We start from the raw sequence: 24,640 nt of genomic DNA, 5'->3' as shown, positions 1-24,640 counted from the left end.
AAAGAGACTGCTCGCGGCAGTCTCTTTTTCTATCTTATGCAGACGTTTGGGTATGATCACAATCTCTGACCGGGTTTCCGTTTTCATCTGTACACCACGATTGGGATAAAAACGCTAAAAACACAGCCGCCCACTGATCGCCAAATTGAATCAGAATGCCTCCGTCATGCCAAGAGCCGTTGTCTTTTTTCCAGCGGGTATCCATTGCATTTCCTTGATTCATATGGATATTGTGCATGCCGTTGGTCGGGGTAAAACCAAATATTTTATCTGCAGCCTGTTCCGGCCCAAATTTTGAGCCGAAAATATAAACCGGCGCTTTCTCTGCTTGCGCTTTCTTCATATACGTTTCAATAAAATCATTCAAATCATTATCAGGACCAGTGATTTCATGCGGCAAAGGCTTCATTTCTGCCGGATCAAACAAATTGCCACGCACATAATCCAGCGCCACTTCACGGTTTGCATCATTGATCTTTGTATATCCATACGGCATATTCGGAAGGATGGTGATCGAGCTCGAATCAAACTGATCGTCAGCCAAATACAATACTTCAGATTCCTCAGAGCTGGACATCACGTTGATGGCGCACCTGTAATACGTATTCTCTTCACCGAGCACTTTGACTTGGAAATGAGGACTGTCATCATCGGTTTCCCGCTTCATGTCTAAGACAATGCCTTTTAACACGCCATATTGCTGAACAGCCATATGAATCCTCCTTTATGATCAACTTCATAATTTAATTCGTGAAATGGTCTCTTTTTTCCTTTGAAAAGATAAAAAAAGCCTGCAGAAATCTTTCTGCAAGCTCATTGTGAATTAAGCACCCGCCACGGAGGACTCGTCCTGTAAGGCTTTTTCGGCAGGAACATACTCATATCCTAAATCCTTTGCCACAGCCTCATAGGTCACGTGTCCGTTTGCTGTGTTTAAACCGGCTCTCAGTGCCGCATTGTCTGCGAGCGCTTTCGCTGCCCCTTTGTTTGCGATTTGCAGCGCGTATGGAACAGTAACATTAGTCAGGGCGATTGTTGATGTGCGAGGGACAGCGCCCGGCATATTGGCCACAGCGTAGTGGACGACACCGTGTTTTTCATATGTCGGCTGATCATGTGTAGTGATATGGTCGACAGTCTCGACGATGCCGCCTTGGTCGATCGCAACATCGACAATCACCGAACCAGGATTCATTTGTTTTACCATTTCCTCAGTGACAAGAGTCGGTGCTTTAGCTCCCGGAATTAAGACCGCGCAAATGAGAAGATCCGCTTCTGCGACAGCATCTGCAATGTTGACCGGATTAGATATTAACGTTTTAGTTTGATGGCCGAAGATATCATCAAGCTGGCGCAGGCGGTCTGCATTTAAGTCGATGATGGTCACGTCTGCACCGAGGCCGACAGCCATTTTCGCCGCGTTTGTGCCGACAGCGCCGCCTCCGATAATTGTTACTTTTCCGCGTGAAACGCCTGGCACTCCGGCAAGCAGAATGCCTTTTCCGCCTTTAGGCTTCTCTAAGAATTGAGCTCCGATTTGCGCTGCCATTCGGCCTGCAACCTCTGACATTGGTGTCAGCAGGGGCAATGTCCGTCCTTCACTAACCGTTTCGTATGCAATAGCAGTTACTCCTTTGTCCTTCAAGGCCTGTGCAAGCTCAGGCTCAGCCGCTAAATGAAGGTACGTAAACAGCACAAGTCCTTTGCGGAAATAAACATATTCTTCCGGAAGCGGTTCTTTTACCTTCATGACCATTTCGGCGTCCCACACCTGTTTCGGTTCAGCAATGATTTCCGCTCCTGCTGACTCATAGGCTTCATTTTCAAATCCGCTTCCAAGGCCCGCGCCTGTTTCAACCAGCACCCGGTGCCCGTTTGAAATGAGCTGTGAAACGCCCCCGGGTGTTAATGCGACACGGTTTTCATTGTTTTTTATCTCTTTAGGAACCCCTATGATCATATCTGTCTCCTCCTGTATCTGTGATATTTTTAGTGTAGCTTGATATTTTTGAAAATTCTTTGTTTGAATAAGAAAATAAAAAAACATGGATTTGTGAAATTTCACAAATCCATGTGCCGAAGTTTGATATCTAAATAGATGGTGAATTTTTGATTGATATTTTTTAAATCGATTTCAGCGATCTGGCTGATACGCTTGAGACGGTAATTCAACGTATTGACGTGTATATTTAACACCTTGGAGGCTGTGTTCACGTTGCTGTCAGCTTCAATAAAACGCTCTAGCGTTTCTACCATATTTGACTGGTGATCCCGGTCATACTGCTCCAGCTTGGAAAGTGAATAATTAAAATATCCCGTCTGTTTTCGTTTTTCATCTAAAACGTCCAAGTATTGATAAATGCCTAATTCAGAAAAACTAAACAGATGTTTTGTTTCTTCAGCGAAGCGTTCCTTCGCTTTTAAGACGGATAATGCCTCCTGATAGGAGCGGGAGACAAAAGAAATAGAATGGTATATTCCGCCAAAAGCAATCGAAACGTCTTCTATTTTATACCGCTCCCTCAGCTGTTTTTGCGTACTGAAAGCAAATTGCTTTGCATCTTGAAATGGGTGATCTGTTTTGGGTGCGGTTAAAATAATGAGTTCATTGGAATCTACGGTCGTCAGCAGCACGTGAACCTGCTGGGTCGTTTCCTGCAAATATTGCAGCTGCTGCTCGATTTTTTCAGTCAGCTCACCGTTTATCCGGATGATCATCACGGAAAACTCAGAAGGGGCGGCCATTCCAAGCTTGTGGAATCCAGCCGCCATGTCATGCTCCTGATGAATGTGTCCGGTCAGCATTTTCCAGAAAAACTCTTGGCTGCGTTCTTCATTTTTCGTTTTTCGGATTTGGAGTTTGAGCAGCTGGTTTCTCACTGCTTTTGCCGCCATTTGCAATGTCGCCAGATCATCGTCAGACAATGTTTTTTGAATCTCAAGCGCCCATATGAATCCAAGCACCTGGTTGTTTTTCCAAATGGAGATGGCAACGCGATTGCTCAGTCCGACTTCATCTATTTGCTTGACTCTGATCGGCTGGTCCGTATTTAAAAGAGCTGGAATCGTCCCATCCTTCCACAGCTTGTTAATGACCTTCTCCGGCACTCTTCTGCCAATGATTGTAGACGTCCGGGCAGGGTCCGTGCAGTCGCTGTGTGTGCTGTAGGCCAGCAGCTTGTGGTTAACATCCTCTATGGTGATCGGGCACCGCAGGACGTCGCTGATATGATCAGCCACATCTTCAAGTCTGTCAAAACTGTATTTAAACGGATCATTCGGCATGGCATAAATCTCCCTACTTTTCAAGCTTGATTTCTCTTTGACATCTCATCCCCTTCCTTTTATTATGATTGTTGATGTTTGTGAAAATCAACAACAAAGAACGGAAGCCGAAAAAACAATGACATGGCATATGAGAGAAATGTTTTATAGATGATTAGCGGCGTAATTGCCTTTTTACAGTACAGTTTTATTCCTTATATGATACGAAAGCTTATTCTATTATTCTTCTAAGTAAGTCATCGGGGGCGAGACTATTAAGGAAAGAAAAAACGGAACCTTTCAGAATCGGTGCTGCAGCATCAAATGTTCTGGAAGGTTTTTTTTGGGAGTTGGGGAATGATTTGGGTCTTTTGGATTATTCGGAGGATGAAGAGGAGATTGAGGAAATAAACCTATTTGTTTAACAAAATATGTCATTTTGCAGTGAATTAGGGTAAACCATTAGACTCATTTTGTAAAATTAAAACATATTTGTTTGACTGTGCCGAAAAACTGTTTTTATAATAATGACGTTCTAAAAATAAGTGAATTAGCCCATATTTAGGCTGATGGCACAGGAGGTAATGAGGAATATGGCAGGATTAATTCGTGTCACACCCGAAGAGCTAAGAGCAATGGCGAAGCAATACGGCGTTGAAAGCCAAGAAGTATTGAATCAGGTTGATCGTTTAAACCGAATGATTTCTGATTTGAAGAGCATGTGGGAAGGTGCTTCAAGCGAAGCGTTCGCAGATCAATACGAGCAGCTCAAACCTTCATTTATCAAAATGTCAGATTTGCTTCAAGATGTGAACCAGCAGCTTGATCAAACAGCAAATACACTTGAGTCTACTGACCAAGACATCGCAAACCAAATCCGCGGATAACAGTATGAAAGGGAAGGAGCGCCTGATTCACGAGAAGACGGCGCTCTTTCTATGTAAGGGTGATCCAATATATGTATATTGATATTACAATAGATTTGAAACATTATAACGGCAGTGTCTTTGATCTCAGATTGTCAGATTACCACCCGGTGAAAAAAGTAATTGATATTGCTTGGCAAGCCCAGAGTGTAGCCATACCTCCGCGCGAAGGGCACTGGATCAGAGTGGTTAATAAGGATACGGTGTTTTCCGGAGAATGCAAGCTGTCTGATTGCGGCATTACAAACGGAGACCGGCTTGAAATATTATGAAAGGATCTGGTTGAATGTCGGATAAACAAAAATCATATGTAGAAAACCAATTAGAAGCTGTTGCCGAGAAAACAGATGCCGGCTATACATTTACCTTTCAGCGGGAAAAAATAAAGCTTCTGGACGGTCTCGAAGCCAACGTGATCAAAGATGTAAATCCATTTTTTCATAAAGAGATCGATGTGACGGATGATGAAGTGATCATCACAATCCAGCCTCCTCCCTCCTATAAAGCATTCCGCTTCATGAAAGCTAAAGATAAAAAAAGCAAATGGCAGTTCGCCTATCAGCTTGTCAAGGCTGTACAGCAGCACAATCTGTCGAGGCTGAATTTGATTGTCGCTCCTGAAAACATTGTATTCGATAAAGGCCTGACGCCTTATTTCCTCCATTATGGAGTAAAGGAGAGCATTCCTCCTTACGAGCAGGATGAGGAAAGAGTGTGGCGGGAGCTGAAAGCGTCAGCGGCTTTGGCGGTTGACGGCGCTTTTGCGTTTGAAGACTACCTGAAATTTAATGAAACGCTGACGTTTTCCGCAGAGGCCAAAGCGATATTGGATGCGGCGTCCTATGATGACCTGCTCGAGCTGATTCAAACCCATATCGATGAGCTCGAAGCCAAAGCGAAAACATACATACATATCCCGAGAAAAAAGTGGAACATCCAGCGGTACATCGGCCTGGGGCTCATTGTTTTGCTTGTACCGTCCCTTATTTATTCGATGTACGTCTTGTTTTTCGCACAGCCAAAGCACCAAGCGATAGTGGACAGCAACCGCGCTTTCCTAAACAAGCAGTACAGTGAGGTTATCAGCAAACTGTCCAAGTACGATGCGGAAAGCCTGCCTGAATCGGTGCAGTATCAGCTGGCAACGTCTTATGTTGAGGTTGAAAGTATAGACGGTGATGAAAAGAAAAAAGTGGAAAATAATTTAGTCACGCTGCAGTCAGATCCGCAGCACTTCCTTTATTGGATAGATTTAGGGAGAGGAAACAATAAAGAAGCCGTTAGCATCGGAAGAAAGCTTGAATATAATCCGTATATTGGATTGGGCCTGATCAGATATAAGGCCGAGATACTAGCAGATGAAAGTATGAAAGATGACGAAAAGCAAAAAGAATTAGACTCTGTGCAGAGCGAGATCGACCAAATAAAAAAACAAATTGAGGAACAAAAAGAACAAGAGTTGTCTGACACATCAGGAACTGATGCAACCAGCCAAACTGCTGAAGAACAATCAGACAAAGAAAAACAACAAGCTGAAGAAAAAGCCGCAGCCGAGGAAAAAGCGAAAAAAGAAGAACAAGCAAAGAAAGAAAAAGAATCAGAAAAGAAAGATGAGAAAAAAGATGACAAATAACGTAAGACATGAAGCGCAGGTCATCGTATGCTGTCATTTGGCCGTTAGGAGGTTCGCCATTTGAGTCTATTATGGGTTTTTTACCAAAATAACGTTCAAAAACTGAAACTGTCTGACCTCCCGTCGTCCCATCCGGTGACCATAGGACCTGATGTGAAGGATTCCATTACGATCGGCGCCATTCCGTTTACAAGCGGAGCGATTTCTCTTCAAAGAAAGGAATCTGGCGGCCAATACGAAGTTTTCCTGGGAAATGATTGTCTCGGTACGATTGAGCCGAATACCTCCTTTTCTCTCCAAACGGACGAGCAGGATATACGCTTTATTTTGATGGGCAGTGAGCCCGAGAAATCGGTTTATTTCACAGGGAATCGGGATGGAATCGTATGTTCTTCAGAAAAAACGGATGCTGATATCTATCTGAATCCGCAAGATTTTGCTTTTGCCGAACAAAGCACGTTCTCTTTGCTGCGTGTCGGTGAAAGCTGGTCGGTTCGTCCTGAAAGCGGGACGGTCTTTTTGAATGGAGAGAAGATCATCGGCAATACACGGCTTCAGCCTGGGGATGAAATCTTCTGGAACTTCACGCAAATGAGAGTGACGGAACAAGACCTTTTAGAAATTGTACATTTTGCCTCATTTAAAACAGCATTAACAGAAACGGTCAAACCGACCACAGAGATGCAGAAAAAATATCCGCAGTACAGAAGAACGCCGCGAATGGTGTACGATCTGCCAGAAGACCGCGTGTCCTTCAGTTTTCCCTCTCAGGAGAGCGATCAAACCAATAGAGGGCTGTGGCTCGTCATCCTGCCGCCGCTAGTGATGCTGATTGTGATGGGCGTTGTTGCCATCATTCAGCCGCGGGGCATATTCATACTCGTTTCTCTCGCGATGTTTATGATGACCCTCATTACCTCGACAGTGCAATATTTCCGGGATAAAAACCAGCGGAAAAAACGCGAGGAAAAACGGGAGCGCGTGTATAAGCTTTACCTAGACAATAAGCGGAAAGAGCTTCAGGAGCTTGCTGAAAAGCAAAAGCAGGTTCTTGAATTTCATTTTCCTTCGTTTGAACAAATGAAATACTTAACAAGTGAAATCAGTGACCGGATCTGGGAAAAATCACTGGAAAGCAAGGATTATCTTCAGCTGCGGCTTGGAACGGGAACAGTTCCGTCAAGCTATGAAATCAATATGAGCGGCGGAGACTTGGCGAATCGTGATATCGATGACCTCATGGAGAAATCACAGCACATGCAGCGTGTCTACAAAGATATCCGCAATGCGCCGGTTACAGTCGATTTGGCGGAAGGTCCGATGGGGCTTGTCGGTAAATCACAAATTGTGAAAAATGAGATTCACCAGCTGATCGGTCAGCTGTCGTTCTTTAACAGCTATCACGATTTGCGTTTCGTTTTTATTTTTCATGAAGAAGAGTATAAAGACTGGGAGTGGATGAAGTGGCTTCCGCAATTTCAAATGCCCCATATTTATGCGAAAGGTTTTATATATAATGAGCAAACCCGAGACCAGCTTCTGTCCTCGCTTTACGAATTGATCAGAGAGCGCGATCTCGAAGATGACAAAGAAAAACTGCAGTTCAAACCGCATTTTGTATTTGTCATCACGAATCAGCAGCTGATCTCAGAGCATGTCATTCTCGAATATTTAGAAGGACAGCATGAGCATCTGGGTATCTCTACAATTGTCGCTGCGGAAACAAAGGAAAGCTTGTCGGAAAACATTACGACCCTTGTCCGCTACATCAATGAGCATGAAGGCGACATTTTAATACAGAAGAAAAAAGCGGTAAGAATCCCGTTCCGCCTTGATCATCATCAGCGCGGAGACAACGAACGGTTCTCACGCACGCTGCGGACGCTGAATCACCAGGTCGGCATTACGAATTCCATTCCGGAAACGGTGTCGTTCCTGGAGCTTTTCCATGCGAAGGAAGTAAAAGAAATCGGCATTCAGCAAAGATGGCTGACGAGCGAATCGGCGAAGTCACTCTCAGTGCCGATCGGCTATAAAGGGAAAGATGACATTGTGTATCTGAACCTTCACGAAAAAGCACACGGGCCGCATGGGTTGCTTGCGGGGACAACGGGGTCAGGGAAAAGTGAATTTCTTCAGACCTACATTTTGTCACTTGCGGTTCATTTTCATCCGCATGAAGCGGCTTTCTTATTAATTGACTATAAGGGCGGGGGGATGGCGCAGCCGTTTCGAAATATTCCCCATCTGCTCGGCACGATCACAAATATTGAAGGCAGCAAAAACTTCAGTATGCGTGCGCTTGCTTCCATTAAAAGCGAGCTGAAAAAAAGGCAGCGCCTGTTTGACCAATATCAAGTCAATCACATCAATGACTATACAAAGCTGTACAAGCAAGGCAAAGCAGAAGTGGCGATGCCTCACTTGTTCTTAATTTCTGATGAGTTCGCCGAGCTGAAAAGCGAGGAGCCTGATTTTATCAGGGAGCTTGTCAGTGCCGCGCGTATCGGCCGAAGCCTTGGCGTGCATTTGATTTTGGCGACACAAAAGCCGGGCGGCATCATCGACGACCAGATCTGGAGTAACTCGCGCTTTAAAGTAGCGCTGAAGGTTCAGGACGCTACCGACAGTAAAGAAATTTTGAAAAACAGCGATGCGGCAAACATTACCGTGACAGGACGCGGTTATTTGCAGGTCGGCAACAATGAAGTGTACGAGCTGTTCCAATCGGCTTGGAGCGGGGCGCCTTACTTAGAGGAAGTCTACGGAACAGAGGATGAAATCGCGATCGTCACAGATACGGGCTTGATCCCGCTTTCTGAAGTTGATACCGAAGATATCGGAAAAAAAGACGTTCAAACAGAAATCGAAGCTGTCGTTGACGAAATTGAACGCATCCAAGCTGATCTGGGAATTGATAAGCTGCCAAGCCCTTGGCTGCCGCCGCTCGCGGAACGTATCCCGCGCACTCTTTTCTCTTCAGACGAAAAAGACCATTTCCACTTCGCTTATGTCGACGAACCTGATCTGCAAAGACAGGAGCCGATTGCTTATAAGATGATGGAAGACGGAAATATCGGCATATTCGGCTCTTCCGGCTACGGAAAATCGATCGCGGCCGCAACGTTCCTGATGAGCTTTGCTGATGTGTACACACCAGAAGAGCTTCATGTCTATATCTTTGATTTTGGAAACGGAACGCTGCTGCCATTAGCGAAGCTCCCGCATACCGCGGATTACTTCTTGATGGACCAGTCAAGAAAAATAGAAAAGTTCATGATTCGCATCAAAGAAGAAATTGACCGCCGTAAACGTCTGTTCAGGGAAAAAGAAATCAGCCACATCAAAATGTACAATGCGCTTAGCGAAGAAGAGCTTCCGTTCATTTTCATCACCATTGACAACTTTGACATCGTCAAGGATGAGATGCATGAGCTTGAATCGGAATTTGTCCAGCTTTCCAGAGACGGACAGAGCTTAGGGATCTACTTCATGCTGACGGCGACGCGTGTAAATGCTGTCCGCCAATCATTATTAAATAACCTGAAAACGAAGGTTGTCCATTATCTCATGGACCAATCTGAGGGATATTCCATTTACGGACGGCCAAAATTCAATCTTGAACCGATCCCGGGTCGCGTCATCATTCAAAAGGAAGAGCTTTATTTCGCGCAAATGTTCCTGCCTGTTGACGCTGATGATGATATCGGCATGTTCAACGGACTAAAATCAGACGTTCAGAAACTCCAAGAGCGCTTTGCTTCAATGGAGCAGCCGGCACCGATTCCGATGCTGCCTGAAAGCCTGTCGACGAGAGAGTTTTCTCTGCGCTTCAAGCTGGAACGCAAGCCTTTATCTGTACCTATCGGGCTTCATGAAGAAACCGTCAGCCCAGTCTATTTTGATTTGGGCAAACATAAGCACTGCCTGATTTTAGGCCAGACTCAGCGCGGGAAAACAAACGTCTTAAAAGTCATGCTTGAACATCTGATTGATGATGAAACCGAAATGATCGGCTTGTTTGACTCGATTGACCGCGGCTTGTCCCGATATGCGAAAGAATCAGATGTCTCATATTTGGAAACGAAAGAAGATATTGAGCAGTGGATCGAAACAGCGGAAGACATTTTTAAAACAAGAGAAGCCATGTATGTAGAAGCCGTCCGTCAGGGAGATGTGCACAATTTGCAATTCTCGCAAGTGGTGCTGATGATTGACGGGATTACGAGATTCCAGCAGACGATAGATACGAGAATACAAGACCGTCTGGCAAACTTCATGAAATCATACGCGCATCTCGGCTTCAGCTTTATCCCGGGCGGGAACCACAGCGAATTCTCAAAAGGCTATGACTCCTTGACGACAGAAATGAAGCAGATCCGCCACGCGATTCTGCTGATGAAAAAATCTGAGCAAAATGTCATTCCTCTCCCGTACCAAAGACAGGAGCCTGAGATTCAGCCGGGCTTCGGATATGTTGTGGAAAACGGGAAGGAGCAAAAAGTTCAAATTCCTTTATGTTCTGCTGAAAGGGAGAGTGCTAGATGACAGAACAACGAAAAAGCTTGATCAAGTTAATATCCGCCGTCATCATCATTTTGCTGCTGCCGGTTTTGTTTTTCCGTTTTATCGGAGACGATCCGACGAAAAAAGCAGTCAATTCCACTCGGCAAATCGCAGTGGTGAATGAAGACACAGGCGTATTGAGTGATGAGGTGAAGTCTGACGAAGAGGACAAATCCGCCCAGTTCGGCAAGGAAGTTGCCGCCGCTTTGGGTGAACGTCCCGATTATTCATGGACGGTCGTAAACCGAAGCGCGGCCGAGACCGGTCTCGCGTCAAAGAAATACGATGCGATCGTTTACATTCCGTCAGACTTCTCAAAAAACATTTTGAGCTATGATAAAGATCATCCCCAAAAAGCAACGCTCGAATTCAGCATTCAAGATAACCTGAATGCGGTCAACAAAGAAAAAGTTCAGCGTGAGCTTGAGGATGCCCAAAAGACGATGAACAAAAAAATGTCAGCCTTATACTGGAACTTTGTGTCACAAAAAGTGGACAACATCAGAGGAGAATTTGACAAAATCGTCAATAAAGAATCTGAATTCCAGAATGTCATGTACAATTTTTACAAACCAAGCTCTAATGATTTAGCAGGTGAAATCAAACAGCAAAAAGATTTAATCGATGAGCTAAAGAAATCAATGAATGAAGCACAGGGCACGACAAAAGAAAAAGCTTCAACAGCGGAGGAAGCCAAAAACACGCTGAAAGAATTCGTTGATACAGTTGAACGATACAAAGAATATCAAGAAAATCAGAAAAAACTGCTTTTGGAAGCCCAGGATTCAACCCAGCAGCAAATCCGCACAGGTTTGGACGCCATCCAAGCTCAGCAAAAGGCGAATCAGTTCAGCGAACGCATGAGCGGACTGGCAACAGGGATCAGCCAAGCGAAAACACAGCTTGGGCAAACCAGCAATGTGCTGGCAGACGCCCAGAGAGTCAGGGAAGGACAAGTGCCTCAGCAGGAATTTGGCATGGCAAAAATCCAAAGCGATTTAATCAATCAATATCAAGCCGCTTCAAAACAGGCTGCATTAAACCAGGTTTATGAATTGCTTGTCCCGGCACGTCAGGCACTGACAGTTGTGAAAGGGGACGACCCAGTTGAAGACGACGGCTCTGACAACGATGATCAAGATAAAGACCCGAAAGAAGAAAATCCTGAAGAACTAAAAATCGATCTTGAAAAACAGCGTGAAGAACTGAAAACCATCGCTGCTGATATTCAAGATATTTCAGACAATCTGAAGGAGCCTGAAAAAGAAAACCCAACACCGGAGGACCCGGGTACTGAACCAGACGATCCGTCCACTGACAATCCGGAACATCCAGATGACGGGGGCAGCACAAATCCCGATGATACACATGGAGACACAGGGAACGATAATAACAGCGGTGATACCGGACAAACGGACGGCAATACTCAGGATCAAGACCAGCAGAAGGGAACAGACGGTCAGGAGCAGAACGGCAATGCCTCTGATGGTGCGTCCGACAGCGGACAAACCGAAACGGGTACATCTGCCGAACAGACTGCATCATCTGATTCAGCCCTTCAATTTATCAAGCTGGCAAATGAAGACGGAACCGGAGATTCAGGAGATACTGGAGACGACGGCGGCACGACTCAGCCTGGAGATGACGGTGAGGTTTCGGATATTGCAAAAGCAAAAGAACAGCTCAGCAAAGCGTCTGAGCGAATCAAACAGATCGAAGAAGAGCTCAAAGAAAAAGAAACGGCTCATAATGAAGAGCTGAAAAAGAAACTAGAAGAACTAAAAGAGCAAATGGATGGTCTCAACGATGAAATAGATGATCTCAAAGGCCAAGTGAAAACGCTCGAAGATAAACTCAATAGACTCGAAGCGAAACGCCAGCGGGAGTTCGAAGGAATTTACAGCGCGATTCGCGAGCTGGAAAATAAAAATCAGCTTCAATTCTCAGGAGAAATCAATACAGAAAGAATCTCCGCTTTAATGAGATACTATAAATATTTATCTGTTTATGACTCTGTATTATCCGGTACGATAGACAATGCTGCAAAAGCCGGCGCCATTAACGGCCAGCAGGGCAACCTCAAATCCATCCTGGCTCTCACACCTGAAGAATCAGCCAGCTGGGAAGCTCTCAAAAACAACACGATGCAAACTGATGAAGACATTAACAGCTTCATCGACGGCATGACCAAATTTGCGGACGAATACAGCGGGTTTATCCGTGACTCTCAAGCAGGGGTTCTTGACGAACTGACGAAAATCTCTGACAGTGCCGCAAAAGCGTCAGAACAGCTGGTAACGGGCGCAACGCAGGAATCTGCCACGTTCAGTAACGACGGGCTGTCAGGCACAATGGCGCTGAATGTCCAGGATACGGTCGGCCAGGAAGTGCTGCAAATGTCAGACATGATGGGTTCATTGTCTGATCGCCAGTCAGGCATTATTGATTACACGACCAACATGCAGCAAAGCGTCAATGATGTTCAGTCGAAAGCGGATACCTTAAACAACAACTGGGGGAAAAATGTCGCCTCCACGAAACTCATTCGCAATGACGTATACGGTATATTAGGAAATACTTTAGTAGACGGGCAAAACAACGGCTATGTATATGATTACTTGGCGAATCCGCTTAAAATCAGCGGAGAGGTTCCGGAAGAGAAAACTCAGACGGTGCCGCCGGTTGTCATCCTTGTCATTATATTGATCAGCAGTCTGTTAATCGGCTATTTCAGCTCGTATTACCAAAACGCGCCGCTTCTCGTCAAAGGAGCGTTATTCGGAATTCTGAATATCCTTGTCGGACTCATGATCAGCTTGTTCGGTTTGAATATTTATTCACTGCCGGACGATCAGACGATTAAGTGGTCAGTGTTTACGATTCTATTGCTGGTCGCAAGCTCTGCCTTCATCCGGACGGCATTCAGATTCGGATCGATCCCTGGATGGGCTGCTTCAGCGGCAATGATTCTATTCTACGTCGCACCGCTTATTGATTTGATTATGCCGAACTTTACCTTTGAAGATCCGGTATCGAAAGTATATATCGACATCCAGTACGGCACTGGGCATTTGTTTGCAATGGGAATATCGGTTCTGCTGATCATTACGGTGTTAGCCGCGGCCCTGCCGCTTATTATCCGGCTGATGGCAGAAAAATCAGCAGAAAGCGATGAAACGTATGAAGCGTAATCGCAGCATGGAAAAGGGGATCATGATTTGTATGCTCTCCTTTTCCCTTTTCATCCCCTCAGCCGCTGCTGCCGAAACCGAAAAAAATACAGATGTCGCGCCAAACCAATATGAGAAAAAAGACATTGAAATCGATACGAATTATTTGCATGAAGATACCTACTATGAAGAGAAAACAGAACTGCCTGAGGAACAGAAGGACATCACCTTTGATAAGCCGAAGGACAAAGACACCGAGCTGATAAAAGAGTTGTTTACATCAACAGATCCTGAGAAATCCAACACCATTAAGGCCCAATCGAAACAGCTCGGAATTACCTTTGCAAAAAAACCAATCACAAAGGCGTCCTCCACGGAAACAAAAGAAGAACAAGGAACATCCTCACTGCTGCTTCCGATTATCTATGTCGTGCTGATCCTGCTCGGAATTGCGGGCATTGTCTTCCTCATCCCAAAAGTGACAGCGCAGGAGAACAAAAAGGCGTAGGCCCCGGGGCTTGTGTTGGATAAAAGCGGTACGTACAATAGGAACGGAAGGAGGAGGTTTCCAATGGAACTTTATATCATCACAGGAGCGTCAAAGGGATTGGGTAAAGCCATTGCATTGCAGGCTTTAGAGAAGGGCCATGAAGTCCATGCCTTATCAAGAACGAAAACGGATGTCTCTCATGAAAAACTGACGCAGCATCAAATAGACCTCATCAATCTCGAAGAAGCTGAACAGCAATTTGAAGCATTGCTTTCATCAATCAACGCAGAACGATATTCAGGCATTACCCTGATCAATAACGCCGGAATGGTAACGCCGATCAAACGCGCCGGCGAAGCGTCTCTTGCCGAGCTGCAGCGCCATTATCAGCTGAATCTGACTGCGCCTGTGCTTTTGAGCCAGCTGTTTACAAAACGGTTTGCTTCATACAGCGGCAAAAAGACGATCGTCAACATTACGTCAGGCGCCGCCAAAAATCCATACAAGGGATGGAGCGCGTATTGCAGCTCAAAAGCCGGGCTTGATATGTTTACGAGAACATTCGGATTTGAACAGGAGGATGAGGAGCTGCCGGTGAACATGATTTCGTTCTCGCCAGGAGTGATGGACACAGAGATGCAGGCTGTCATCCGTTCTTCATCGAAAAAGGATTTCCACGACATCGAACGATTCCAGAAGTTAAATGAAACAGGAAATCTTCGAAGCCCGGCCTTTATTGCCGGCACGCTGCTTTCTTTATTAGAAACCGGCGCGGAAAACGGCCGCATTTACGATATAAAAGAGTTTTTGTAGAGCAGATATTTTCTGCTCTTTTTTTTATAAAGGCTCTGTTAAAGGTAAATGTTGATATTTATCCGAATTCTTGATATGATCAAAAAAGGAACTGATGTTCGATTTATTATCAAGGTGAGCTAAGCGTTTAGCAACTTGTTCAAGTATATCGGCAAATTGCCACATACACAAAAAGAACAGGCTTATCAATGGGTTAAACGCTATATTGAACCTTCTTCCTCTGCTTGGTGGTAGATTAATCAATGAAATGAGAGAAACTCGCTTCAAGGATAAAATTGAGTGTCCCATTGTTCATCAGAACACGTTGTTCGATTTGGAAAGTATAATGGTCGGCAACGGTATCACTGTAAATGCTGTGGCAAAACTTTCACTGACACACCGAATACCGTCTTGTGGCGTCAAAGGAAATGACTGTATGTTCAAGGGATATTCCCTGAGAAAATCGGCTAAAATCGCAGGGGTTATTTGGATTAGGTTTTTAATCGAAAAGCACAAACTGCTAAATGCCTTAAAACAAATAGATTTTGAGCATTTTGATGGTATCGTTGAAATTGACGAGATCTATTTCCTGTATTCTCAAAAAGGTCAACGGTGTATTACTGAACGAAAACCACGAAAAGGTGCTTGTCGCAGATGCTTGGAGAGCCTAGATACTGATAATAGTCTGCGATTATCTAAATTCGTTGTGTCATTCTTATTCAACGGGACAGAAGAATCAACATCTGAATGGGAAAAGGATGAATCGGTATGACAAATAACTTAAAACAGAGAAGAATCATTTTAGATTTAGCAGTTACTTTAGATGGTTTTATTGAAGGGAAAAATGGAGAAGTTGATTGGTGCATTATGGACCCTGAGATGGGGTTTACTGATTTCTTACATCAAGTTGATACTATTTTATATGGGAGAAAAAGCTACGATTTATGGGGACAATACACTCCAAAAAATGAAGATCCTGATACCGAAAAGGAAATTTGGAAATTGGTTCATAGTAAAAAGAAATATGTTTTTTCCAGAACACAAAATGAGATTGATAATCAAGCTATATTTATAAAAGATAATATTCTTGAAGAAGTAAATAAATTGAAGAAAACGTCTGGTAAAGACATCTGGCTATATGGTGGAGCGAGTCTCATTACAACATTTATAAATTTGGGGCTTGTTGATGAATTTAGATTATCTATTCATCCTGTTGTTTTGGGAGAGGGAAAACCGTTGTTTATTGATTTAAAACAGAGGATAAATTTAAAAATGATTAATACAAGAACATTTTCCTCTGGGGTTGTGCAAATCATTTATCATTGGAATGGCTGAAAAATCTTTCACTCCAAAATATATATTGTAATAAATATGATAAGGCAATACTCGACAGTACAAGGGGAATCCATAAATAATGGGTTCCTCTTAATATTTGGAATTATCAACATTAAATTTTAAAGAGCCTTTATAAAAAAGACAACAGTCCGCGCAATTTGTTGAACAGCCGCATATACTGACTGAAACCCTGTTTTTAGGGTATAACAATGATGTGACATAAGGATTGAGTTTCTCTTCAAATTATGTTAGGATTCTAAAAATATCTTAAGGAGGGGTTTCCATGAGAAAGGTTACATTAATGGATGTTTTCACCCATCCAATTGCACAAAAATATTTGCAGCGTTCCGGCGTGGCCCATGCGATTGCCTGCGCTTATCATGCATACAGGCTGTCTGTAAAGGCTGACATCAACCCTGATTTAGCTGCAAAAGCTGCGCTATTGCATGACATCGGCCATTATGAATGGTATACAGACGGCAAGTGGGATTATGAGAAATACAAAAGAAATGACATTCATGCCATCAAAGGAGCGGAACGGGCGCATAAGCTTTTGATTCGACTTGGTGAGGAACCGAAAGCCGCAAAAGAGATTGCCCTTGCCATTTTGCTTCATACCGACTCCTATCTGCCTGAAGGTGAATTAGATAAAAATACGCTGCAGCAGATTGTCAAAAAAGCAGACGAACTTGATGAAGAGCCGGGCGGCCACCATCATTACCGCCAAATCGATCCTTCAACAGCACGTGAAAAAATAGTAAAGCTGGACCAATTAATCGATCAAGCCCTGTCATCTATAATAAAGCCTGTATAAGTCCCGCTTTTACACGGAACAGCGCCAGCTTTCTTCGCTGTTTCGCTTCATCACCTTTTCCTCTATACACCCGCTTCCACACATATTCCCCCAAAGGCCCAGCAGCCCTCGTTTTATCAGGTAAGCCTGTGTCATTAACCATCATTGCGGCATAAACTGAGATAAAACATAAAAAGGGGATTGAAGTATGGTCAACCAAGGTAGTCCGCAACTGGTCTCTTTAGTCGATCCTTATGTCTATCAGACCATTAAAAAGCTTATCGGCTCAAGGTTCGTTATACAGACAGTACGAGATACGGTCAGAGGCAGACTGATCGATGTAAAACCTGACCATATCACAATTGAAGGAGCACGAAATGCTGTTTGTTTGATCAGAATCCAGCACATGATTTCCGTTACGCCAGATTACAGTGAGCGGGTGTAACAGTGCTTGCGCGTGAAAAATAGGCGTACACCGTGACGTCCTATTTTTCGGTTAAGCGCTGCAAAAACGGATTGTGATCCATCGATTCGTCAAGATCAAAACCGGCAAATTCCTGAAGACCGCCATCTGAGAAAAAGTGACACCGCACACTGTATAGCTGGAACGGGTTGAAATATATTGACGAACACGAAATTGAAAGCCGTCCGCATCTTTTACATATCATCGGGATTTCCCGGCAAACGGGGCGCAGAGCCGTGCTGTCTCACTAACACATTCGAATCCTGTGATTTTGCCGTCTTGGCCGAGCAGGATACAATCATTCATCACCAATATCCCTTCATTATATTAAGAGTTCTGATATGGGTTCATTTTTGTTACAATAATGGGGTATTAGTCCTTTTATCTGACAGACAAAGAAAAACTAGGAGGAACAAAGCTTGTTGAAATCAAAAGTCCATTTTTGGACATTGCAGATTTTATTTGTTTTGCTGATTATTTACGTATCAACAAAGGTTTCATTTGTGTTTCAGCCGTTTATTGTGTTTATCTCGACATTGTTTTTCCCGATGCTGATTGCGGGAATTTTGTATTTCATTTTTAATCCGGTCGTCCGCCTCCTTGAGAAAAAAATTCCGCGGACATTATCCATTCTATTGATCTATTTACTGTTTATCGGTTTGCTGGCCTTCGCTTCAGCGTCGGTCGGACCTATCATTACATCGCAAGTGACCGGGCTGTTCAACAATCTTCCTGATTATATAAAACAAATTCAGGGGCTGACAAAAGATTTGTCCCATTCCCAATGGTTTACCTGGATGATGAATCAGGATTATGTATCCATATCAAAAATTGAACAGTCGCTGACAAGCTTTCTCCAAAACCTGCCGCAAAATATTACGTCCAGTTTATCTGCGGTGTTTGGCGTCGTAACAAACATCACGCTTGTTATTATTACTGTTCCATTTATCCTTTTTTATATGCTGAAGGACGGACACCGCTTTCCGAACCTGGCAGTCAAAATTCTCCCCGCTTCTTATCGGAAGGAAGGCTTGAAGATTTTTAAAGATTTATCCGATACGCTTGCAGCTTATTTTCAGGGACAGCTGTTAATTTGTCTTTTTGTCGGAACAGCGTGTTTTATCGGCTATTCCATTGCCGGGCTGCCGTATGCCTTGATTCTTGGGATTGTCATGGCGATTACCAATATCATTCCTTATGTCGGGCCTTTTCTCGGCGCTGCTCCAGCTGTCATTATCGGTTTTATGGACTCGCCGGCAAAAGCGCTGTTTGCGATTATTGTCGTTGTCGTCGTTCAGCAGCTCGACGGGAATCTGCTTTCTCCTCTTGTCATCGGAAAGCGGCTGAATACGCATCCGCTTACGATTATTTTGCTGTTGATCGGAGCGGGAAGCTTCGGCGGCATTCTCGGCATGATTTTAGCGGTGCCGGTCTACGCGGTAGTGAAGGCGTTCTTCTTGAATATTGTCCGTTTAATCAAACTGCGCCAGCGGTCACGTCTGGAAGAAAACGCAGAGTCTGCTGAATAAGGCGGGCACCCTTTCCCTATCTCTGCATATGATGGTGTAAATTAATGCGGAGGTGGGGAAATGCCTGCGATTGTGGGTCCGATTTATATTATGTCAGTTACGGGTAGTGCCGCGGCAAGCTTTGGAGATGTGTTTGCGATTTCGCCCAAAAGCGTCGCTCACTCTGGGGCGGGGTCAGGCACCTTTCAGCTCGGTGATTTTGTGAAAATTAATAACCAAACGAGTAAAACATCTTTCAAAGATGCCGATATCATTGATGAAACAGTCTCGTTTAACGGGTAACAGCCTTTTCATGAGAGGCTGTTGCTTTTTTATTGTATAATATGGTTAATCTTTAAATAGAGAGGTCATGTTATGAAAATTAGAAAAGCGAATATCACGACGGAAACCGGAATGATCACAGACGTGTATCTGCATGAAAACAGAAAAGAACTGCGCACGCTTGTAGCGGTTCCGCAGCTGGAGTGGAGTACGGTCATTTCCTATGAAGAAGATAAAACGTCTCTGCCTGAACGGCTGGAAGCCTCGCTGCGCCGGCATACAGAGGAAGACCCGGCTGGTGAGCTGGCAAAAAAAATCATTCATTGGGTAACAGAAATGTAAAACGCCGTTGAAAGTTTAGCTCCTGCCTGATCAGGTGATAATGAAGACAAACAAGCCGGGAGGACGAGCTTTTGAGTGAAGAAAAAATGGATCTCTATTTGCAGCAAGGAATGTACGGGCCTCTGGAGACAAAGCCTGACGAACGCCATTTGTTTTTAGGCTCATTAAGGGAAAGAGTGCTATTGGCACTGACAAAAGGACAGGTGCTCAGAAGCAAGCCGTATGAAGAAGCGGAGCACGAGCTCAAAAGCAGCAAAAACCTTACTCTTTTAATTAATGGAGAGCTTCAGTACCAGTCTTACTCTCCCTATATCCAAATGGCAAACCGGAACGGCGTGCACTTCAAAATCGTATCCGATCTTCAGTTTCATACGCCTTTAGGTCTTGTCATTGCGTCTGACATCGCTGTGAATCGTGAATTGATATATGTTCAGGACGACATGTTTAACCGGTCAGTGCTGAAATCTTAAGAGACAAACGGACCGTTTGTCTTTTTATTCATGGCAATTCACTTACAACTGGAGATAAGCTATAATGTTTTCATACTGATGGCAGGGAGGCCGGCTATGAAAAAAGCACTTATTTGTATTGATTATACGAATGATTTTGTGGCGAGTGACGGAAAATTGACCTGCGGGGAGCCCGGCAGAATGATTGAAGAGGCGATCGTCAATTTGACCGAAGCATTCATCACAAACGGTGATTACGCCGTATTAGCAGTTGATTCTCATGATGAAAGGGATCAATATCATCCTGAAACCCGTCTTTTTCCTCCGCATAATATAAACGGTACGGAAGGAAAAGATCTGTACGGAAAGCTTTTGCCTCTATATCAGAAACATGAACATGAACCAAATGTTTACTACATGGAAAAAACGAGATATTCTGCTTTTGCGGGAACTGATTTAGAGCTCAAACTCAGAGAGCGGCAGATTGGCGAAGTACATCTTGCCGGTGTCTGCACAGATATTTGTGTATTGCATACAGCGGTTGATGCTTACAACAAAGGTTTCCGGATTGTTGTGCACAAACAGGCTGTTGCCAGCTTTAATCAGGAGGGGCACACGTGGGCTCTTTCCCATTTTGCAAACAGCATCGGAGCGCAAGTGGCAGAGTAAGGAAGGGGAAAAACAGTGTTAGAGTATGGATTTAAAGATGACAGCCTGTCATTACATACAGACCTTTATCAAATCAACATGGCGGAAACATACTGGAGAGATGGCATTCATGAAAAGAAAGCGATTTTTGAGCTTTTTTTCAGAAGACTTCCGTTTGAAAATGGCTATGCGGTATTTGCGGGCTTGGAAAAAGCCATCGAATACTTGGAAAATTTTAAGTTTACGGACAGCGACCTGGATTATTTACAGGATGAACTCGGGTATCATGAAGATTTTATTGAATATTTGCGCGGCTTAACGTTTACAGGTTCACTTTATTCCATGAAAGAAGGAGAGCTTGTATTTAACAATGAGCCGATTATGAGGGTGGAGGCTCCGCTGGTAGAAGCGCAGCTGATTGAAACGGCTTTGCTGAACATTGTGAACTACCAAACATTAATCGCCACAAAGGCAGCCCGGATTAAAGGCGTTATCGGCGATGAAGTCGCACTTGAATTTGGAACAAGACGGGCGCATGAAATGGATGCGGCCATGTGGGGAGCGAGAGCAGCCTTAATCGGCGGCTTCAGCGCAACGAGTAATGTAAGAGCCGGAAAGCGCTTTAATATACCGGTATCCGGCACACATGCGCATGCGCTGGTGCAGGCTTACCGCGATGAATATACAGCTTTCAAAAAATACGCGGAAACGCACAAGGATTGCGTCTTCTTAGTCGACACGTATGACACGCTTCGTTCGGGCATGCCGAATGCGATTAAGGTTGCCAAGGAATTCGGTGACCGCATCAATTTCATCGGCATCCGCCTCGACAGCGGAGATTTGGCGTACCTGTCAAAAAAAGCCCGGAAAATGCTTGATGAAGCAGGGTTTACAGATGCGAAAGTCATTGCTTCAAGCGACTTAGATGAACATACCATTATGAATTTAAAGGCCCAGGGAGCGCGCATTGATGTCTGGGGGGTCGGTACGAAGCTGATTACAGCCTATGACCAGCCGGCTCTCGGCGCGGTTTACAAGCTTGTGGCCATCGAAGAAGACGGAAAAATGGTCGATACGATCAAAATTTCATCCAATCCTGAAAAAGTGACGACACCGGGCAGAAAGAAAGTGTACCGCATTATCAATCAGTCCAATCATCATTCTGAAGGCGACTATATTGCGCTTTATGATGAGCAGGTGAATGATCAGAAGCGGCTCAGAATGTTCCACCCGGTTCATACATTCATCAGTAAATTTGTCACGAATTTTTATGCAAAGGACCTTCATGAGCTGATTTTTGAAAAAGGCATTCTTTGCTACCAAAACCCCGAGATCTCAGACATACAGCAATATGTGCAGGATAACCTCAGCCTGCTGTGGGAGGAATATAAGAGAATCAGCAAGCCGGAGGAATATCCGGTTGATTTAAGTGAGGACTGCTGGAGCAATAAAATGCAGCGGATTCACGAAGTGAAAAGCAGACTTGATGAAGAGCTTGAGGAAGAATAAAGAAAACTGGCCTTTCGTTCGCGAGGAGGCCAGTTTTTTTATGAATATATTATTTTTCATGTTTAGACAATTTTCTACAAATTATTTGATATACTTAGGGTGAAAGCCGCGCGTATTGTAAGGGGGATAAACCAATGAGGGTGTTTGTTGCAAGACAGCCTATTTTTAATAGAAAAGAACAGGTTGTTGCTTATGAACTGCTGTATAGAGAAAGCGAAGAGAATGTATATAGCGCTAAAGACGGCGATCAGGCAACAACAGATTTGGTGATCAACAGCTTTTTAAACATCGGTATTGAGAAGCTGACGGAAGGAAAACGCTGTTTTGTTAATTTTACGGAAAGCCTGATGTATTCAGACCTTCCCACCTCCTTCAATCCGAAACAGCTTGTCATTGAAATCCTTGAAGATATACCGGTCACGCCGGCCCTCATTTCTAGATGCAAAGAGTTGAAAAAAATGGGATATATGCTGGCGCTCGATGACTTTTATGCAATAAACCCGCAAAATGAAGACTTATTGGAAAAACTCATGAGCTATATTGATATATTGAAAATTGATTTTCTCAAAACAACACGCATGGAACGCAGAAAAATTTTGCAAGCCTACAGCTGTAACGGCTTGATTTTTTTGGCGGAAAAAGTAGAGACCCGAAAAGAGTATAAACAGGCGGTCCAAGACGGCTTTCAATTATTCCAAGGCTACTTTTTCAGCGAGCCGCGCATCATCAGCGGGCATGATCTGTCGACTCATTTTTATTCATACTATGAACTGCTTAATGAATTGAGCAAAGAGCAGCCTAACATAAAGCGTGTGACAGAATACATAGAGCGGGATTTATCACTGTCCTATCAAATCTTAAAATTTTTAAACTCATCCCACAGCCGTTTGACCCAGAAAATTGAAAGCATCCAGCAGGCCATTATGCTTCTGGGGTTTAATGAAATCAAACGGTGGATATATATCCTTTCCTTTAAGGATTTAAGCAGAAAAGGGAATTCCAGCAAGCACGAGATCATAAAGATTTCTTTGATGAGAGCAAAGCTTTGTGAACTGCTGGCGAAAAAAACAGCCCGGCCGCAGCCCGCTTCTTATATGCTGATCGGAATGTTTTCTCTTATAGACACCCTGCTGCATAGAGAAATAGAGGAGATTCTCCAAGAACTGCCTTTAAAAGATGAGGTCGGGCAAGCATTGTTAGGCCATCAAAACGACTACTACCAAATGCTTGAGCTAGTGAAATTAATCGAAAGCAACAACTGGGACACCTGCACAGAATTAGGCAAAGAACTGGATAAAGAAGAAGCGTATGAATGTTATCTTGAGGCTCTCGAGTGGTGTCATAAGCTTATGGACGCAAAATGATTGCGGTTTTCTGACCATCGCAACGCAAGAATCATTCGGCTTTGCGTTCCGATGAGGCTGATGTAGATGCCATCGGGATTAAAGCCCGCATCCACTTCATGCCTGACGCCCATTTGTTTGATCAGACGCTTTACAGTTTGTTTATCCGATTGCTCGGCTGCAGTCAGGATGCGGCGCGAGAGCTCCCCAGAGCCCGCAATGCGGCTTAGAACGAGCTGGGCATCGGCGAACAGCCCTGCGGCCTGCTTCGCTGAACGGATAAAGATATCTGTATTGGCAGGAGAAGCTGGCGGGCGGCGAATCTCATACGGATAGGCGTAAAACCAGGGATAACGATATCTCATGGGAGCACCTCACACAAAAGGGATGTTTCTATATGTATAGAGCGCTAATTGCCGAATATGACAAAGCGAAAAGGCCTCAATTATAACGTTGCGGTCTTTTTCGGTGTTTGTCGGTCAGGATACGCCAAAAATCGCCTATTCAATTTTGAAAATGCGGCAATGAGGACTATAGTCTCACTTAATAAAAAGACGAAACACCTTAAAATCAAGGGAATTAAGAATCTTTCTCAATTTCAGCAGAAAGATACGCTCTTGAGAATAGAAAAATAGTCCTGTTCTCCATTTGATTGCATTAGGTATAAAGATCTATTGATATTTGCGGTGTCACGCAGGACTTTTTTGTATACTTTTCGGTGAAAAATAAGCCAAAAGCAGATACACTATTAGTAACAGATCAAATACCTAGGACTCGTTCACCATACACAATTCATTGATCTTTCAAAAAAAGGAGTGTGGAAACGATGGAAAAGAAACTTGAAGAAGTAAAACAATTGTTATTCCGACTCGAACTTGATATTAAAGAAACGACAGATTCATTACGAAACATTAACAAAAGCATTGATCAGCTCGATAAATACAATTATGCAATGAAAATTTCGTGAAAAAGACTTGGAAACAAGTCTTTTTTTTTGTTCTATCCATACAAATTATGGATAAAGTATTATATGATTGTTAAAAAACGAAAAACCTGCTGTCCTTTAAATGTTCCATTTAGTAAAATGGAATGGGAGGGGGGAAGTCGTTATTGAGCAGATATGTTTA

Annotated in this window: 21 protein-coding genes and 3 pseudogenes; 19 read left to right on the top strand and 5 right to left on the bottom strand. The window is 43.9% G+C overall.

Translation table 11 applies throughout. The features are described 5' to 3' along the window. Positions 1-34: 34 nt before the first annotated feature. The 3 genes and pseudogenes from G4P54_RS16330 to adeR all read right to left on the bottom strand — a co-directional run bounded on the left by G4P54_RS16330 (position 35) and on the right by adeR (position 3,290). Positions 35-712, bottom strand: a complete 678-nt coding sequence (locus tag G4P54_RS16330) for a YukJ family protein (RefSeq protein ID WP_167873233.1) — start codon at positions 710-712, stop codon at positions 35-37. A gap of 111 nt (positions 713-823) precedes the next feature. Further along, positions 824-1,960, bottom strand: coding sequence for an alanine dehydrogenase (ald, locus tag G4P54_RS16325; protein WP_167873232.1), 1,137 nt, complete (start codon positions 1,958-1,960; stop codon positions 824-826). Positions 1,961-2,061: 101 nt separating this feature from the next. Beyond that, positions 2,062-3,290 (bottom strand): annotated as a pseudogene (gene adeR, locus G4P54_RS16320) (sporulation transcriptional activator AdeR). A gap of 567 nt (positions 3,291-3,857) precedes the next feature. Here adeR and G4P54_RS16315 point away from each other — a divergent pair. From G4P54_RS16315 to G4P54_RS16265, 11 genes and pseudogenes are all read left to right on the top strand, one after another. After that, positions 3,858-4,151 (top strand): WXG100 family type VII secretion target, encoded by a 294-nt coding sequence (locus tag G4P54_RS16315; protein WP_003220661.1) that lies wholly within the window; start codon positions 3,858-3,860, stop codon positions 4,149-4,151. A 71-nt stretch (positions 4,152-4,222) separates the two neighbouring features. Next, positions 4,223-4,462 (top strand): ESX secretion system protein YukD, encoded by a 240-nt coding sequence (yukD, locus tag G4P54_RS16310; RefSeq protein WP_010329928.1) that lies wholly within the window; start codon positions 4,223-4,225, stop codon positions 4,460-4,462. Positions 4,463-4,476: 14 nt separating this feature from the next. Beyond that, complete coding sequence (gene essB / locus G4P54_RS16305) at positions 4,477-5,823, top strand: type VII secretion protein EssB (protein WP_167873230.1); 1,347 nt, start codon at positions 4,477-4,479, stop codon at positions 5,821-5,823. 60 nt (positions 5,824-5,883) lie between these two features. Beyond that, positions 5,884-10,371, top strand: a complete 4,488-nt coding sequence (gene essC, locus G4P54_RS16300) for a type VII secretion protein EssC (protein ID WP_167873229.1) — start codon at positions 5,884-5,886, stop codon at positions 10,369-10,371. Further along, positions 10,368-13,580 (top strand): type VII secretion protein EsaA, encoded by a 3,213-nt coding sequence (esaA, locus tag G4P54_RS16295; RefSeq protein ID WP_167873228.1) that lies wholly within the window; start codon positions 10,368-10,370, stop codon positions 13,578-13,580. The genes essC and esaA overlap by 4 nt, the downstream gene beginning before the upstream one ends. 31 nt (positions 13,581-13,611) lie before the next feature. Then, on the top strand, positions 13,612-14,067 hold the full coding sequence (gene essA / locus G4P54_RS16290) for a type VII secretion protein EssA (protein ID WP_167873896.1): 456 nt from the start codon (positions 13,612-13,614) through the stop codon (positions 14,065-14,067). Positions 14,068-14,130: 63 nt separating this feature from the next. Beyond that, positions 14,131-14,862, top strand: coding sequence for a (S)-benzoin forming benzil reductase (locus tag G4P54_RS16285; RefSeq protein ID WP_167873227.1), 732 nt, complete (start codon positions 14,131-14,133; stop codon positions 14,860-14,862). 135 nt (positions 14,863-14,997) lie between these two features. After that, positions 14,998-15,481, top strand: a pseudogene (locus G4P54_RS16280) (transposase); the annotation flags it as partial. 128 nt (positions 15,482-15,609) lie between these two features. Then, on the top strand, positions 15,610-16,176 hold the full coding sequence (locus G4P54_RS16275) for a dihydrofolate reductase family protein (protein WP_167873226.1): 567 nt from the start codon (positions 15,610-15,612) through the stop codon (positions 16,174-16,176). A gap of 283 nt (positions 16,177-16,459) precedes the next feature. Beyond that, positions 16,460-16,990 carry an HD domain-containing protein gene (locus G4P54_RS16270; RefSeq protein WP_024713699.1) on the top strand — a complete coding sequence of 177 codons (531 nt, stop codon included), beginning with the start codon at positions 16,460-16,462 and terminating at the stop codon, positions 16,988-16,990. 187 nt (positions 16,991-17,177) lie between these two features. Continuing rightward, positions 17,178-17,414 (top strand): YuzF family protein, encoded by a 237-nt coding sequence (locus tag G4P54_RS16265; RefSeq protein ID WP_167873225.1) that lies wholly within the window; start codon positions 17,178-17,180, stop codon positions 17,412-17,414. Positions 17,415-17,454: 40 nt separating this feature from the next. Here the strand turns inward: G4P54_RS16265 and G4P54_RS21585 are convergent. Continuing rightward, positions 17,455-17,744 (bottom strand): annotated as a pseudogene (locus tag G4P54_RS21585) (DUF2283 domain-containing protein); the annotation flags it as partial. A 107-nt stretch (positions 17,745-17,851) separates the two neighbouring features. Here G4P54_RS21585 and G4P54_RS16260 point away from each other — a divergent pair. The 7 genes from G4P54_RS16260 to pdeH all read left to right on the top strand — a co-directional run bounded on the left by G4P54_RS16260 (position 17,852) and on the right by pdeH (position 23,534). Continuing rightward, positions 17,852-18,961 carry an AI-2E family transporter gene (locus G4P54_RS16260; protein WP_167873224.1) on the top strand — a complete coding sequence of 370 codons (1,110 nt, stop codon included), beginning with the start codon at positions 17,852-17,854 and terminating at the stop codon, positions 18,959-18,961. A gap of 60 nt (positions 18,962-19,021) precedes the next feature. Continuing rightward, on the top strand, positions 19,022-19,243 hold the full coding sequence (locus G4P54_RS16255) for a spore germination protein (RefSeq protein WP_024713702.1): 222 nt from the start codon (positions 19,022-19,024) through the stop codon (positions 19,241-19,243). A gap of 72 nt (positions 19,244-19,315) precedes the next feature. Continuing rightward, on the top strand, positions 19,316-19,564 hold the full coding sequence (locus G4P54_RS16250) for a YueH family protein (protein WP_167873223.1): 249 nt from the start codon (positions 19,316-19,318) through the stop codon (positions 19,562-19,564). Positions 19,565-19,635: 71 nt separating this feature from the next. Beyond that, positions 19,636-20,034 carry a YueI family protein gene (locus G4P54_RS16245; protein WP_167873222.1) on the top strand — a complete coding sequence of 133 codons (399 nt, stop codon included), beginning with the start codon at positions 19,636-19,638 and terminating at the stop codon, positions 20,032-20,034. 96 nt (positions 20,035-20,130) lie between these two features. After that, on the top strand, positions 20,131-20,682 hold the full coding sequence (locus G4P54_RS16240) for a cysteine hydrolase family protein (protein ID WP_167873221.1): 552 nt from the start codon (positions 20,131-20,133) through the stop codon (positions 20,680-20,682). 15 nt (positions 20,683-20,697) lie between these two features. After that, positions 20,698-22,170, top strand: a complete 1,473-nt coding sequence (locus G4P54_RS16235; RefSeq protein ID WP_024713706.1) for a nicotinate phosphoribosyltransferase — start codon at positions 20,698-20,700, stop codon at positions 22,168-22,170. 134 nt (positions 22,171-22,304) lie between these two features. Then, positions 22,305-23,534, top strand: a complete 1,230-nt coding sequence (gene pdeH / locus G4P54_RS16230; RefSeq protein WP_167873220.1) for a cyclic di-GMP phosphodiesterase — start codon at positions 22,305-22,307, stop codon at positions 23,532-23,534. On the opposite strand, the gene G4P54_RS16225 is transcribed toward pdeH, so the two are convergent. Then, positions 23,510-23,878 (bottom strand): YuzC family spore coat inner layer protein, encoded by a 369-nt coding sequence (locus G4P54_RS16225; protein ID WP_024713708.1) that lies wholly within the window; start codon positions 23,876-23,878, stop codon positions 23,510-23,512. The genes pdeH and G4P54_RS16225 overlap by 25 nt on opposite strands. A gap of 461 nt (positions 23,879-24,339) precedes the next feature. On the opposite strand from G4P54_RS16225, the gene degQ reads away from it, so the two are divergent. Next, entirely contained in the window at positions 24,340-24,480 is a 141-nt protein-coding gene (degQ, locus tag G4P54_RS16220) for a degradation enzyme regulation protein DegQ (protein WP_003220708.1), read from the top strand. Positions 24,481-24,640: the final 160 nt, after the last annotated feature.

It is taken from the genome of Bacillus tequilensis (assembly GCF_012225885.1).
GTDB classification, from domain to species: Bacteria; Bacillota; Bacilli; order Bacillales; family Bacillaceae; genus Bacillus; species Bacillus tequilensis.
This window is presented reverse-complemented; position numbering and strand designations above follow the sequence as displayed.

Excerpts from the sequence above, each read along its gene's own strand:
- G4P54_RS16265 (WP_167873225.1), top strand. The coding sequence starts at position 17,178 with ATGGTCAACCAAGGTAGTCCGCAACTGGTCTCTTTAGTCGATCCTTAT.
- degQ (WP_003220708.1), top strand. The coding sequence starts at position 24,340 with ATGGAAAAGAAACTTGAAGAAGTAAAACAATTGTTATTCCGACTCGAA.
- yukD (WP_010329928.1), top strand. The coding sequence starts at position 4,223 with ATGTATATTGATATTACAATAGATTTGAAACATTATAACGGCAGTGTC.
- G4P54_RS16285 (WP_167873227.1), top strand. The coding sequence starts at position 14,131 with ATGGAACTTTATATCATCACAGGAGCGTCAAAGGGATTGGGTAAAGCC.
- pdeH (WP_167873220.1), top strand. The coding sequence starts at position 22,305 with ATGAGGGTGTTTGTTGCAAGACAGCCTATTTTTAATAGAAAAGAACAG.
- G4P54_RS16270 (WP_024713699.1), top strand. The coding sequence starts at position 16,460 with ATGAGAAAGGTTACATTAATGGATGTTTTCACCCATCCAATTGCACAA.
- G4P54_RS16330 (WP_167873233.1), bottom strand. The coding sequence starts at position 712 with ATGGCTGTTCAGCAATATGGCGTGTTAAAAGGCATTGTCTTAGACATG.
- essB (WP_167873230.1), top strand. The coding sequence starts at position 4,477 with ATGTCGGATAAACAAAAATCATATGTAGAAAACCAATTAGAAGCTGTT.
- esaA (WP_167873228.1), top strand. The coding sequence starts at position 10,368 with ATGACAGAACAACGAAAAAGCTTGATCAAGTTAATATCCGCCGTCATC.
- G4P54_RS16255 (WP_024713702.1), top strand. The coding sequence starts at position 19,022 with ATGCCTGCGATTGTGGGTCCGATTTATATTATGTCAGTTACGGGTAGT.
- G4P54_RS16225 (WP_024713708.1), bottom strand. The coding sequence starts at position 23,878 with ATGAGATATCGTTATCCCTGGTTTTACGCCTATCCGTATGAGATTCGC.
- ald (WP_167873232.1), bottom strand. The coding sequence starts at position 1,960 with ATGATCATAGGGGTTCCTAAAGAGATAAAAAACAATGAAAACCGTGTC.
- G4P54_RS16240 (WP_167873221.1), top strand. The coding sequence starts at position 20,131 with ATGAAAAAAGCACTTATTTGTATTGATTATACGAATGATTTTGTGGCG.
- G4P54_RS16315 (WP_003220661.1), top strand. The coding sequence starts at position 3,858 with ATGGCAGGATTAATTCGTGTCACACCCGAAGAGCTAAGAGCAATGGCG.
- G4P54_RS16250 (WP_167873223.1), top strand. The coding sequence starts at position 19,316 with ATGAAAATTAGAAAAGCGAATATCACGACGGAAACCGGAATGATCACA.
- G4P54_RS16275 (WP_167873226.1), top strand. The coding sequence starts at position 15,610 with ATGACAAATAACTTAAAACAGAGAAGAATCATTTTAGATTTAGCAGTT.
- essA (WP_167873896.1), top strand. The coding sequence starts at position 13,612 with ATGCTCTCCTTTTCCCTTTTCATCCCCTCAGCCGCTGCTGCCGAAACC.